This is a genomic window from Pedobacter miscanthi (assembly GCF_003315595.1).
Lineage (GTDB): Bacteria > Bacteroidota > Bacteroidia > Sphingobacteriales > Sphingobacteriaceae > Pedobacter > Pedobacter miscanthi.
Window position 1 is genome coordinate 70,141 of the sequence record NZ_QNQU01000022.1, and the last position, 14,678, is coordinate 84,818.

Sequence of the window (14,678 nt, forward strand, 5' to 3'; positions counted from 1 at the left end):
TTATAAAAATCATCCCATAATGTCAGCAACAATTAAGAAAGCGCAACGATTACGGGCCGACATCATTAAGTTACTTTACTACAAAAAACAATCATCACTTACTGATTTAAGTCAATATACTAAAAAAAGCCTGCCACTGGTTACCTCAACAGTAAATGGATTGATAGAGGATGGACTAATTATAGAACAAGGCTTGGCTCCGTCTACCGGGGGGCGCAGACCCCTAAACTTTCTTTTAAATCCTGATTATAAAAGATACATTATAGCCGTTGCCATGGATCAGTTAACTACACAGTTAACGATCTACGATTTATCCAATCACCAGGTATTGCCAACCCAGGTTATCGATTTGGATATGACAGAAAATAACAGTGCCGATATGCTGATCTCATTCATAAACGAGTGCATAAAAAAATCAACTATCAGCAAGGTTCAGTTACTTGGTATCGGTATTGGCATGCCTGGTTTTGTAAATGCGGAAAAAGGGATGAATTACTCTTTTATGCCTGTGGAAGATGGTATAAGCTTACAGGATTATTTGTCTAAGAAATTAGGTTTACCAGTTTTTGTAGATAATGATTCCAGTTTAATTGCCCTGGCTGAGTTGAATTTTGGCGAAGCACGGAATTTAGAGGATGTGCTTGTTGTTAATATTGGTTGGGGAACAGGACTAGGAATGATTGTTAATGGTAAATTATACCGTGGCAGTAGTGGTTATGCAGGGGAATTTAGCCATATACCTTTGTCTAACTCAAATACTTTATGCTCTTGTGGTAAACGGGGCTGTTTGGAGGTTGAAACATCTCTCTTAGTGATGGTTCAAAAAGCCGAAGCGGCAGTTAAAAACGGAGAAGAAACCATTTTAAAAACTTTTTTTGAAGATGAAAGTAAAAGCAAGGTCGATCATTTCTTAAATGCCGTAATTAAACGTGATCAGGTTGCTATCACTATCTTATCTGATGCAGCCTTTCAGATTGGAAAAGGTTTGGCTACATTGATCCATATTATGAATCCCGAGCGGATTGTATTAAGCGGACGTGGTGCCAAGGCCGGAAAAATGCTTCTCCCACCAATACAACAAGCTATTAATGAGTTTTGTATTCCCCGGATAGCCGAGCAAACAGAAATTAAATTTTCTACCCTGATTGATAAGGCCGAATTACTCGCTGCAGCAAGTTTAATGGTCGAAAATAGCTTGTTCGATTAATACCAGGATAAAAAATATTCTGATCAGAGCTTATTTTCATTAGATCAGGATCGTTTCATCATGATTAAAAGAAAAACAAATGAAAAACAGCTACTCAAAGTGTTTTACTTTATTGCTATGTATGTCGTTATCAGTGGCGCATGCCCAGCGTAACGACATTTTAAAAGAATCTACCGCATACGAATGGCCTGCTGATGTTGCGGTTAAACAAAAGCTGGAAACCTGGCAGGATAAGAAGTTCGGAATGATTATTCACTGGGGGCTTTACGCCGTTCCGGGTATTATCGAATCATGGTCGATATGTTCAGAAGACTGGATCGAAAGAGATAGCACCATCAAATACGAAGATTACAAAAAATGGTACTGGGGCCAGAGCGAAAAATTTAACCCTACAAAATTCAATCCTGAACAATGGGCAAAAGCCGGTAAAGATGCCGGTATGAAATACCTGGTATTTACCACCAAACACCACGATGGTTTTGCCATGTTCGATACCAAACAATCAGATTTTAGCATCGCTAAAGGTCCATTTTCGACTAATGCCAGAAAAGACGTAGCAAAATATGTGTTTGATGCCTTCAGGAAGGAAAATTTTATGATTGGTGCTTATTTTTCGAAACCCGATTGGCATTCACAATATTATTGGTGGGATAAATATGCTACCGCTAACCGGAATAACAATTACGACATCAGGAAATATCCATGGCGCTGGAATATGTTTAAAAACTACACCCAGAACCAGATTGCTGAACTGATGACCAATTATGGCAGCATCGATATTTTGTGGCTTGATGGTGGCTGGGTACGTCCGTTGGCGAGTGTAAATCAGGAAGTGCTATCGTGGGGAGCACCAATACCGGAATGGAGCCAGGATATTGATATGCCTAAGATTGCAACAATGGCACGAAAGGCACAGCCCGGCTTGATCATGGTTGACAGAACCGTACACGGTCAGTTCGAGAACTACCAGACCCCTGAACAGAAAATACCCGAAAAACAACTGGATTATCCCTGGGAAAGCTGTATGACTTTAGGTGGTGCCTGGGGATTTGTTCCAAATGATCAGTATAAATCTGCAGGCGAAGTGGTACATAAATTAGTCGAAATTGTGGCCAAAGGTGGAAGTTTACTTTTAGGCATCGGCCCTAAAGCAGATGGTACACTGCCTGATGATGTAGTGAACAAATTAGAAGAAATTGGTAAATGGACCAGTAAAAACGGTGTTGCCATTTATGGAACAAGGATAACCAAAAACTATCACGACGGACAAAACTGGTTCACGCAGAGTAAAGATGGAAAGACGATTTATGGCATCAGTTTACTAGGTCAAAATCCGGTTAAAGAAATTGTATGGCAGGGAAGCGTTCCCAAAAAAGGAACTTTGATTACACTTCTAAGCAATAACCAAAAGTTAAAATGGACATTGAAAGATGGGAAAATACATTTCGATCTTCCTGAAACAGACGAGAAAATAGCCCTAACCTTTTCCTTTACGCCAGAAAATAATCCATAATGCCAAAATTAAAAACCTATAGCTGTTTATTGGTGGCACTTTTTTGCTCCTGCAGCCTTTTTGCGCAGGTAAAAAAGGGATTATTGCCCTATAAAAATCCTAAACTGAGCATCGATGTAAGGGTGAAAGATTTGATTTCGCGGATGACGCCCGAAGAAAAATTCTGGCAGTTGTTCATGACTCCAGGTGATGTTACCGAACAGAATAAAGAGCAGTTTAAACAAGGTATTTTTGGTCTTCAGGTAAGCGCAGCTGCGCAGGGCAGTGGCAATGCCCAGCAGATGTTAACCTACAATACTACTGAAGACGGACTTTCGCTGGCCAAAAAAATCAATAAAATTCAAAAGTATTTTGTAACCGAAACTCGCTTAGGCATTCCGATTATTCCATTTGATGAAGCTTTGCATGGTTTAGTGAGGCAGGGCGCAACTGCTTTCCCGCAGTCAATCGGTTTGGCAGCCAGTTTCGATACCACATTGGTAGCTAAAGTAGGTACAGCCATTGCCGCCGAGGCCAGAGCACGCGGTTTAAGGGATCTTTTGGCACCGGTAATCAATATGGCTACCGATGTAAGATGGGGAAGAACAGAAGAAACTTATGGCGAAGATCCTTACTTAACCACTGTAATGGGACACGCTTTTATGAATGCCATCGAAAGGCAGAACATTATCGTTACTCCAAAACATTTTATTGCCAATGTTGGTGATGGCGGTCGCGATAGTTATCCTATAGAAATGGATAAACATTTTTTGGAAGAAATCCATTTTCCGGCTTTTAAAGATGGTGTTAAAAATGTGGGAATCCGTTCATTAATGACTTCTTACAACAGTGTGTTTGGTTCGCCGGCTACTTCAAATAAATGGGTACTCACTACAAAACTGAAAACCGAATGGGGATTTAAAGGTTTCGTTATTTCTGATGCTGGCGCTGTGGGTGGCGCTAATGTTTTACATTTTACAGCTAAAGATTATAAAGATGCCACGGCGCAATCAATCAATGCCGGTTTGGATGTGATTTTCCAGGTTGATTATAACCATTACAAAATTTTTCTGCCTGCATTTTTGGATGGCAGTATCCCGAAATCACGGATTGATGATGCCCTTGCGAGGGTATTGAGAGCAAAATTTGAGTTGGGTTTATTTGAGCATCCTTACGTTGACGAAAGCATTGCCGAAAAGATGCTAAACGATCAGAGCAATCATATTTTAGCTAAAGAAGCTGCTTTAAAATCCTTCGTTCTCCTTAAAAACGACAACAATATCCTTCCCTTAAAACATGCAAAACATATCCTTTTATTGGGCGAGGATGCCGTTGAAGCCAGATTAGGCGGTTATAGCGGTACAGGGAATAAAAAAATAAGTATTCTCGAAGGTTTGAAAAGTGCTGTTCCCGGTGATATTGAAATTAATTATTTAAAAGGAAGCAGTCGCGAGGTTCAGTCTTATGTTCCGGTTGACAGCCAGTTTCTTTCGTCAGGTCAAAAAACCGGATTGACGGCTAATTATTATAAAGGTTTAGATTTAAGCGGACAGCCAGTTAAAAAAGAACAGGATAAGGCCATTAATTTCAGCTGGACATTATATCCGCCTGATGAAAAACTTCAGTTGGATGATTATTCGGTGCGCTGGGAAGGTAATCTTAAAGTACCTCAAAATAGCGACCTTAATATCGGATTGGAAGGAAACGACGGTTACCGATTATATCTCGACAATCAATTGCTTATTGATAATTGGGACAAGAAATCTTTCAGCACGAAAACAGTTCCGTTTCACTTTGAGAAAAACAAGGAATATGCCATTAAAGTAGAATTTTTCGAGTCTAAAGGCAATGGCAGGATCAAACTTATCTGGGATCATAACATCAAGCCGTCAACAGAAATAGCCGATGCGGTAAAAGCAGCGAAAAATAACGATGTGGTAGTTTATGTCGCAGGGATAAAAGAAGGCGAATTTCTGGACAGGGCAATGCTAAATTTACCAGGCAATCAGGAAATATTGCTGGATGAACTCGCCAAAACCGGCAAACCCATCGTGGTATTGTTAACAGGAGGTAGCGCCATCAACATGCAGCCCTGGTTAAGTAAGGTAAATGCTGTTTTAAATATATGGTATCCGGGCGAAGCCGGTGGCAGTGCCGTTGCAGATGTTTTATTGGGTAACGCAAATCCATCAGGAAAACTCCCCATTACCTACCCGATAAACGAGGCGCAATTGCCGTTGGTATATAACCATAAACCTACCGGTAGGGGCGACGATTACAATAATTTAAGTGGCGAACCGCTTTTTCCTTTCGGCTATGGATTAAGTTATACCAGCTTTACCTACTCCAATTTAAAATTCAGCAAAAAAAGCATTGCTAAAAATGAAACGGCTACCGTAAGTTTCGAACTTAAAAATGCAGGAAATTATGATGGGGAAGAAATAGTGCAGTTATATATGCGGCCGTTGTTGAGCAAACTGGCACAGCCTGTCCTTTCGCTAAGAGCGTTTCAACGGGTGCATTTAAAAGCGGGGGAGACGAAAACTGTTTCTTTTAAACTGGGTAAAACAGAACTTCAAACACTTGACATTAATAATGCTTGGGACGTTGCTCCCGGCGAGTATCGCATTATGATCGGTTCATCTAGCAAGGCGCTTTATTTAAAAGATAATTTAATGGTAAAACCTTAAAAATACCCCCTATGGTTGGGTATAAACCATAATCGAGTAATAGTTGCCGCAGATTCTGGTTAAATCTGCGGCTTTTTTGTTTCGTCATTTCGAGTTTGAATTCATTGTATAAAAATCAATATAATTGACAGAACCGCTTAAGAAGACCATTATTCAGGTTATCGTCATCTCGAGCGGAGTGCAACGTAGCCGAGAGATCTATCGAAGCAGATCTCTCCATTTCGCTACGCTTCAGTCGAGATGACGAATTTAATTGAGGTTAAAATGCAAAATTGGTGGTGGAATTACACTTTGCTCTATGCCCTCTGCTCTTTACATTTAACCAATTAACCCCTGAACGTAGTCGAAGGGTAAACAATTAACCAATTATGTAAAATGTAAAACGGATGATGGAATTACACTTGTAGTCCATAATTAACCGATTAACCTATTTAAACAGGTAACCAAAATAAAAAACAACTCCAAACCCTATCCCCTGATCATAGTTTAAAGCCCTGCCATCATCCATTTTCCATCCCCCATTTTCCATTATCTGTTACTTCCTTATTTTCAAATATTTAGCTTTATAAACTATTTGTCTGGTAATCTGTAAAATACGGAATATTAACCGTACCTTTGCGGCTCAATTAAAAAATAAAAAGACGAATGACAAACCCATTTCAATTATTGGGGATAAGTGATGACGTCGTTAATGCCGTAAAGGACCTTGGATTCGAAAATCCAACGCCGATTCAGGAGCAAAGTATTCCTGTACTGTTAGAAGGCACTAATGATTTTGTTGGTTTGGCCCAAACAGGAACAGGAAAAACAGCCGCATTTGGTTTGCCGCTGTTAGAACTAATCGATTTTAAAGTTAACAAACCACAGGCATTGATTTTATGCCCTACCCGTGAGTTATGCTTACAAATCGCTAACGACCTTAAAAACTTTTCTAAAAACATTGCTAATGCCCACGTAGTTGCCGTTTACGGTGGTGCGAACATTATGCAACAACTACGCGAAATCCGTCAGGGAATTCAGATCGTAGTGGCCACGCCCGGCCGTATGTTGGATATCATTGGCCGTAAGGCGATTGATTTTTCAAACGTTAAATATGTTGTGCTTGATGAAGCTGACGAGATGTTGAACATGGGTTTCCAGGACGACATCAACGACATTTTATCAACTACTCCTGATGACAAAAAAACCTGGTTATTCTCGGCTACCATGCCTTCAGAAGTTCGCCGTATAGCTAAAAACTATATGGATAACCCTGTAGAATTAACCATGGGCACAAAAAATACAGGTAACGTAAACATCGAACACGAATATTATATCGTTCGTGCCCGTGATAAATACGCTGCCCTAAAACGTATTGTAGATTTCAACCCTGAAATTTTTGCCGTAGTATTCTGTAAAACCAAATTGGATACACAGGATGTTGCCGAGCATTTAATTAAAGATGGCTACAATGCTGATGCTTTACACGGCGATTTATCGCAACAACAACGTGATAAGGTAATGCAACGTTTCCGTGAGCGTAACATGCAGTTGTTAATTGCTACTGATGTTGCTGCACGTGGTATCGATGTAAACAACGTAACACACGTAATCAACTATTCTTTACCCGATGAGATCGAAAGTTATACCCACCGTTCTGGCCGTACCGGCCGTGCTGGTAAAACCGGTATTTCTATCTGTATCATCAACTCTAAAGAATTAGGTAAAATCCGTCAGTTAGAACGTATCATTGGTAAACAATTTACCAAAGCCGAACTACCTACAGGATTTGATGTTTGCGAAAAACAATTATTCTCTCTGGTACATAAAGTACACAATGTAGAAGTGAATAACGAACAGATCGATCAGTATATTCCTCGTATCATGGATGAATTTGCTGATTTAACCAAAGAAGATGTAATCAAACGTTTTGCTTCATTAGAGTTTAACCGTTTCCTTGATTACTATTCTAAAGCACCTGATTTAAATGCTGCAGTTGGCGACGACCGTGGTGCAGACAGGGGCGAAAGAGGTGCACGCGGACGTGGTAGCGAAGGTTACACCCGTTTGTTCATCAACTTAGGTTCTGTAGATGAATTTACACGCGGCGATATGTTATCTTTTATCTGTAACAATGGTAAAATTGGTGGCAAAAGCGTGGGTAAAATCGATTTAAAAGGTGTTTTCTCTTTCTTTGAAGTAGAAGATGCTGTTGCCGACAAAGTTTTTGAAGGCTTTAAATCAGTTGAATTCAACGGTCGTCAGGTACGTATCGAGAAAAGCGGCGACGGTGGTCGTGGTGAAGGCGCTGGCGAAAGACGCGGTGGCGGAGAAAGACGTAGCGGTGGTTTCGGCGGTGAACGCAGAGGCGGCGGTGGCGGTGGTTACCGTGGCGGCGACAGAAAATCTGGTGGTAGCGGAAGACGTGAAGGTGGAAACAGTGGTGGTGGTTTCAGAGATTTCTCTGGACGTAGCCGTGATGACAAAGGTGGTAACACCGGAGGACGCAGAGAGGGTGGAAACCGTGAAGGTGGAAGCGGCGAGCGCCGTAAAAAATGGTAAATCACTAAACCAAATATTTTTACAAGCCGTCCCGATTATTCGGGGCGGCTTTTTTGTTTAAGAGGTATTATTTATGGAAATAATTTATTTGCCGCGAAAAGTCGTCATTGTTAGTGGAGCTTTCCCCGTATCGTCCTCTCGAGCGAAGTGCAACGTAGTCGAGAGATTTATCTCGAGGCAGATCTCTCCATTACACTGCGTTTCAGTCGAGATGACGCCGCCTTATTGATATTCGTGGCGTGGATATTACTATCCGACACAAAATCAAAAAATATTATCATTAACAGTAGGTGAAATATTATATTTAACGTTTATATATACTAAACAATATCATGCGTTATTTAAGATTCCTAACCATATTATTTCCATTCTTAATAAGCAATCCACTTTCTGCCCAACAAGCAGCCTCCAACCAAAAAATGCAATGGTTTGCCGATGCCAAACTGGGTATTTTTATTCACTGGGGTATTTATTCGGTTAATGGTATTTCCGAATCGTGGTCGTTTTTTAACAATTACATTAATCACGATGCTTACATGAAACAGCTTAATGGTTTTACCGCTGCAAAATATAAACCTGCAGAATGGGTAAACCTGATTAAAGAAAGTGGTGCTAAATACGCAGTAATCACCACCAAACACCATGATGGTGTAGCCCTTTGGGACAGTAAAGCTCCTTTAGCCACCACAACCTTAAAAAATAGTGCAGCTAAAAAAGATTTGATCACGCCGTTCGTGACTGAACTCAAAAAGTCTGGATTAAAGACAGGTTTGTACTTTTCTTTACCCGATTGGAGTTATCCGGATTATGATGTTTTTACCCGTGACAGAAAACGTTACGATTATAAAAAGGATCAGGCCCGTTTTAAAAAATTCCAGAACTATTTTCAGGGGCAGTTAAACGAACTTTCTGCTCAATACAATCCTGACCTTGTGTGGTTTGATGGCGATTGGGAACACAGTGGAGAAGAATGGCAGGCCAAAAATATATTGGAGAACCTGAGGAAGGTAAACAAAAACGTCATCATCAATTCGCGTTTAAACGGTCACGGCGATTACGATACCCCTGAGCAGGGTGTACCTGTAGTAAAACCGAATTCGCCCGAATGGGAACTCTGTTATACCATGAACGATTCGTGGGGTTACCAGCCTTACGATAATCACTATAAATCGTCGAACATGATCATCCGTACCCTGGTTGATTGTATCAGTATGGGAGGGAATTTATTATTGGATATCGGTCCAAAAGCAGATGGAACCATAGCGCCCGAACAGGTACAGATTTTAAAAGATCTGGGCCGTTGGACCAAAAAACATAGCGAAGCGATTTATGGCACGCTAGCAGGTATTTCTCCAAAACATTTCAACGGAAAAACTACGCTATCCAAAGACAGAAAAACCTTATTCCTCTATCTGGATTATAAAACTGATGAAGGTATTGTATTAAAAGGTATAAAACCAAGGGTAAAGAATATGCAGCTTGTTGGCGGCAGTCAGGTAAAATTCGCCAACATTAATGCTTCAGATTATATATTCAATATCCCTTCAACTGATTTTGATCAGGATGTAACCGTGGTAAAGGTAAATTTAGAGGATCCAATTGATCTTATTGAAACCGAAAATGAAGCCATTTCATTAAAAGATTTATTAACGGAGAATAAAAAATTGGATCTAACTTCTTATAAGCTAAAGCAATTGGCCAATAGTTTAGATAAAGGCTCCAACATTTTTAACGACACTAATTTAGTAGCTGATGGAATGGATTTCAACGCTAATATTAAACCTTTGGATCAAACTGTGAACAATTGGGTAATCAAAAATGCTGAAGCACTATCCAAAACAACAGGAGGAATTCCTGCGGGGCATTACCAGGGTAATACAGTTCTTTCTGCCGATAAACAAACGCTTTATTTATTTGTAGAAGGTAAACCGACCGGCCCAATCGCCATTAAAGGTTTAAAAAACAACATCAGCAGGATCAGGGTGGTTGGCGAAGGGACCATGCTGCAGCACGAAATTTATAACAAACTCTATTGGAGCAAGATACCCGGTATCGTGTACATTCCGGTGCCCGAGGATAAACTGGATCCTGAATTGACAGTAATTGCGGTGCTTTTAGACAGCCCGATTGAGTTATACCGCGAAAAAGTAGGTGCGATTGAGAGTAACCTCTAATTATTTAACAATTGTAAAATAGTAACGCAACTTTATAATTATCCTTAAATTGCATTACTTTCGCACATCATGCAGGCAAAATATATCTCATATCAGGAAACCGGGTCTTTTTCAAAACTGGTTTTGGATTATATTAATAACGAAGAACAGCTCAAGGCGTTTTACAGTTACCGCCCTGATATGGAGGGTTTAGCCAAAGCCATTGAAGAAAGGAATTTTCTCGGCAATCGTGCTACTTTAGTAAAAGTACTGCAAGATCAATACCAACATCTTCAACCTAATAAATCGGTTACCAAAAATATTGAGCTTTTAAGTCTTGATAACACTTTTACCGTAACAACAGGTCACCAGTTAAACCTTTTTACCGGTCCGCTTTATTTTATTTACAAAATTGTAACCACCATTAACCTCGCCATTGAGTTGAAAATGGCACATCCCGACAAAAACTTTGTTCCGGTGTATTGGATGGCTACAGAGGATCACGATTTTGACGAAATTAACCATGTAAGTGTTGATGAAAAAAACATCAGCTGGATACAGCAAACCAATGGTGCAACCGGAAGATTGAGTACCAAAACTGTTGAAGCTGCCGTAACTGCCTATAAAGGTTATCTCGGTATTTCGAAAAACGGAAAAAGGATTGCCAAATTGGTAGAACAGGCTTATTTACAGCATGATAACTTAGCCGATGCTACTCGCTTTTTGGTGAATAACCTGTTCGAAAAATATGGTTTGGTGATTGTAAATGCCGATGATGCCCAATTAAAAAAGCAATTTGCCAATATCATTACCGAAGATATCATAAAGCACAACAGTGCCAAAAACATCGATAACAGTTCTAAAAATCTCGAAGATCTGGGCTATAAAACCCAGGTGAACGGTCGTGATATTAACTTTTTCTATCTGATCGATAACCTGCGTGAACGCTTGATTTTCGAAAAAGGTAAATATGTGGTAAACCATACCGATATCAGTTTTACTGAATCAGAGCTGAGGACAGAAATTGATTCACATCCCGAACGGTTCAGTCCGAATGTGGTAATGAGACCCATGTACCAGGAAGTGATTTTACCAAACATTGCCTACATCGGCGGTGGGGCAGAAGTAGCGTATTGGATGCAGTTAAAAGACAATTTCGATTTTTATAATGTCGATTTTCCGGTACTTTTACTACGTAACTCTGCGATACTGATTGATAAACGCAGCGCGCAGAATTTATACAACCTGGGTTTCTCACTAGAAGATATTTTCTTACCTGTTGAGGAGTTAAAAAACATCTGGGTAAAGCGTAATACAACTGTCCAACTAAGTTTAGCCGACGAAACAAGGGCCATTAACAGTATTTTCGATCAGATTAAGTTAAATGCCTATAAGATTGATAAAACGCTTTCTGTTTCAACTGATACCGCGAAACAGAAAACCAATCATTTACTGGCCAATCTTGAAAAAAAACTGTTCCGTGCAGAAAAACGAAAACATGAAACGGCACTTGTACAAATTGATAATGTAAAGAAAAGACTTTTCCCCAATGGAACCTTGCAGGAAAGGATATTGAACATTGCGCCGATGTATGTGAATTACGGCGAAGATTTTCTTTCTTCCTGTATCGAAAATTTCGAACCATTAGGCGGCGATTTTACGGTTTTATTGCCTTAATATTAGTCCAGAGTCAATCTTGATACCTGATACTTCATACTTGCTACCTGATACTTGCTACCTGATACTTGCTACTCAATACTTGCTTCTCAATACTTGCTACTAACACCCCCTGCTAACATGAACTCCATCACCTTTACCGAAACCAATCTCCGGACCTTCACCTACAACGTTTTTAAAAAAATGGGCTGCTCTGATGAACACGCTGAGCTGGCAACCGATGTTTTGATCCGTTCGGATTTACGTGGTATCGATTCGCACGGTGTGGCCCGTTTAAGTGGTTATGTGCGCTTGTGGGAAAAGAAAAGGATCAATGCTACACCTAACATTAAAATTGTGCACGAAACCCCAACTACTGCAACTGTAGATGGCGATGCTGGTTTAGGTTTGGTGGTTGCGCCATTTGCGATGAAAATTGCCATAGAAAAAGCCGAAAAGTATGGCAGTGGCTGGGTATCAGTTAAAAACTCCAATCACTTTGGGATTGCTGGTTACCATGCTTTAATGGCGGTAGAAAAAGATATGATCGGTATCAGCATGACGAATGCAAGCCCGCTGGTTGCCCCAACTTATGCCAACGAACGTTTATTGGGTACAAACCCGATGTGTTATGCATTCCCTGCCGGCAAATATCCGCCGGTAATTGTTGATATGGCTACTGCTGCTGCGGCAAACGGTAAGCTCGAAATTGCACAACGCGCCAATAAAAGTATTCCTGATGGATGGGTTCAGGATAAAAATGGTGAAAACTCCACCGACCCAAACGAGCTGAAAAACGGTGGTTCATTATTACCGCTGGGCAGTGATAAAGATCATGGAAGCCATAAAGGTTATGGGCTAAGCGCTACGGTTGATATTTTATCGGCTGTGCTTTCTGGTGCCAATTACGGTCCCTGGGTGCCACCTTTCGTCGCATTTTTAGAACCTTCTGCAAACCCGGTTGGCGAAGGATTAGGCCACTTTTTAGGCGCGATGCGGGTTGATGGTTTCAGGCCGGCTACCGAATTCAAAGATCATTTAGATAATTGGGTAGAGCGCTTTAAAAGTGCAAAAACAATCGATCCCGATAAAAAAGTGATCATTCCCGGCGAACCTGAACACGAATTTGAACAGGAAAGAAAAATAAGCGGCATCCCATTGATCGATGTGGTGGTAAAAGACCTGAATGAACTTGCTGTGAAGTTAGGGATAGCAGAGCTGAAATAGGCTTATGTTAACCGGTTAATTGTTTAAATCGGTTAACTGGAAAAGACTTTATAAAAAGCATCGTCATCTCGACCGGAACGCGACCTGTACCGATTCTTCATCGGTAGTGGAGCGGAGAGATCTATCTCGAGACAGATTTCTCGACTACGTTACACTCTGCTCGAAATGACGATAACTGAAAAGATATATTCGCTACTACCTCAATCTCTCAGCCGAACGGATCAATCTTTCATCTTTATTGATGCCGAAAATGGCCAAAACAATAAATAAGATAGCAAGTGCTGGTAAATAAGCGCCAATGCCAAAACTGGCACCTTCAATGCCACCAGGTAGTTTTTTTGCATAAATACTGCACCAAAACGCAAATCCACCGATTAATACAATAGAAAGGATGGCAAAACGTTTCTGGAAAGCTCTTTTTCTGTAGGTAAAAATATTGATGAAGCAAAGGATAGCAATAGCAATATTAGTGATCAATAATGGTAAAAAGGATTGTATTTTAAATGGCGAACCGGCTTTTCCCTCAATAATCTGAAATAAACCACTGGAATATACTTCAGATTGAGTGCCAGCTATTTCCTTGCTTGCAATGGGTAAAAACAACATTAAAACCAGGGTTAATGCCGCCAAAAAAAACCAGATCGATTGTATTCTTTGTATCATGTTAATTTAATATTTAAGGCAAACTTAACTGTTTTTGGTAAAAGAATAAAGGATAAAAAAGTTGATGACATAGCTCAAATAGTTTAGGTACAGTTTTAGGAAATATAAAGAGCCTTTTTAAGGTGATTCAGCATTTAAGAAATGAAAACGCCCGGCGTCAGGCGCTTTGCGCTTTGGTCGTCAAATTGTATTTTTGCATCGCTTTGAGTAAAAAAAGGTATTTCATCCAGTTGGCTTATGATGGCAGTTTGTACCATGGCTGGCAAATTCAACCCAATGCAATCACCGTTCAGGAATTGCTGGATAAAGCTATGTCTGTTTTTTTTCGTCAGCCGATAGAAACGCTGGGCTGTGGCAGAACAGATGCAGGCGTACATGCAACTGATTTTTATGCCCATTTTGATGTTGAAAACGTTGAGGAAGCAAAGGTTTTAAATGCCATTGCCGGTATTAACGCCATGTTGCCCTATCAAATTGCAGCCAAACGCATCATTCCGGTACATGATGAAGCCCATGCCCGTTTTGATGCCACTGCACGTGCCTATAAATATTATGTGCACTTCGAAAAAGATCCTTTTAAAGTTAACCGCTCATGGTTGCTTAAAGATAAACTAGATGTAGAGGCGATGAACCAGGCAGCAGCGCTTTTGTTAAATTATACCGATTTCTCCTGTTTCAGCAAATCAAATACCCAAACCTTTACCAATAACTGCAAGGTTACAAAAGCTGTTTTTGAAGCGCAGGGAGACGGATTGGTTTTCACCATAGGTGCCGACCGCTTTTTAAGGAATATGGTACGGGCAATTATGGGTACATTGGTGCAGATTGGCAAAAAAGAAATAAATTTAGACGATTTTAAAGCAATAATAGAAAGTAAAAACCGCAGTAAAGCCGGACAATCAGTACCTGCATGCGGTTTGTATTTAGTGAAGATTGAGTATCCATACTTGGGTTAACTGTATAAACTGGTTAATCGGTTAATTGCAACCTTAACAATTTAAACAATTACCAGTCATCCCAAGCGGCAGTTAACCAATTTAGACGATTAA

Annotated in this window: 9 protein-coding genes; 8 read left to right on the plus strand and 1 reads right to left on the minus strand. The window is 40.3% G+C overall.

Annotated elements, in window-relative coordinates:
• The first annotated feature begins 19 nt into the window (after positions 1-19).
• From DRW42_RS21830 to DRW42_RS21860, 7 genes are all read left to right on the plus strand, one after another.
• Positions 20-1,207 carry an ROK family protein gene (locus tag DRW42_RS21830; RefSeq protein ID WP_113950975.1) on the plus strand — a complete coding sequence of 396 codons (1,188 nt, stop codon included), beginning with the start codon at positions 20-22 and terminating at the stop codon, positions 1,205-1,207.
• Positions 1,208-1,286: 79 nt separating this feature from the next.
• Positions 1,287-2,720: an alpha-L-fucosidase gene (locus DRW42_RS21835; protein WP_113950977.1), complete on the plus strand. Its 1,434-nt coding sequence runs from the start codon at positions 1,287-1,289 to the stop codon at positions 2,718-2,720.
• Positions 2,720-5,389: a glycoside hydrolase family 3 N-terminal domain-containing protein gene (locus DRW42_RS21840; protein ID WP_113950978.1), complete on the plus strand. Its 2,670-nt coding sequence runs from the start codon at positions 2,720-2,722 to the stop codon at positions 5,387-5,389. Before DRW42_RS21835 ends, DRW42_RS21840 begins: the two co-directional genes overlap by 1 nt.
• Positions 5,390-6,034: 645 nt before the next feature.
• Positions 6,035-7,930, plus strand: coding sequence for a DEAD/DEAH box helicase (locus DRW42_RS21845; RefSeq protein WP_113950979.1), 1,896 nt, complete (start codon positions 6,035-6,037; stop codon positions 7,928-7,930).
• 332 nt (positions 7,931-8,262) lie between these two features.
• Positions 8,263-10,104, plus strand: coding sequence for an alpha-L-fucosidase (locus DRW42_RS21850; RefSeq protein ID WP_113950980.1), 1,842 nt, complete (start codon positions 8,263-8,265; stop codon positions 10,102-10,104).
• A 69-nt stretch (positions 10,105-10,173) separates the two neighbouring features.
• Positions 10,174-11,760 (plus strand): bacillithiol biosynthesis cysteine-adding enzyme BshC, encoded by a 1,587-nt coding sequence (bshC, locus tag DRW42_RS21855; protein ID WP_113950981.1) that lies wholly within the window; start codon positions 10,174-10,176, stop codon positions 11,758-11,760.
• Positions 11,761-11,880: 120 nt separating this feature from the next.
• Positions 11,881-12,966, plus strand: a complete 1,086-nt coding sequence (locus tag DRW42_RS21860) for an Ldh family oxidoreductase (RefSeq protein ID WP_113950983.1) — start codon at positions 11,881-11,883, stop codon at positions 12,964-12,966.
• A 195-nt stretch (positions 12,967-13,161) separates the two neighbouring features.
• Here DRW42_RS21860 and DRW42_RS21865 read toward each other — a convergent pair whose 3' ends face one another.
• A complete protein-coding gene (locus tag DRW42_RS21865; protein ID WP_113950984.1) occupies positions 13,162-13,629 on the minus strand; it encodes a DUF4293 domain-containing protein in 468 nt (155 codons plus the stop codon).
• Between the two features lie 203 nt (positions 13,630-13,832).
• Here DRW42_RS21865 and truA point away from each other — a divergent pair, with 203 nt between their 5' ends.
• Positions 13,833-14,585, plus strand: coding sequence for a tRNA pseudouridine(38-40) synthase TruA (truA, locus tag DRW42_RS21870; RefSeq protein ID WP_113950986.1), 753 nt, complete (start codon positions 13,833-13,835; stop codon positions 14,583-14,585).
• Positions 14,586-14,678: the final 93 nt, after the last annotated feature.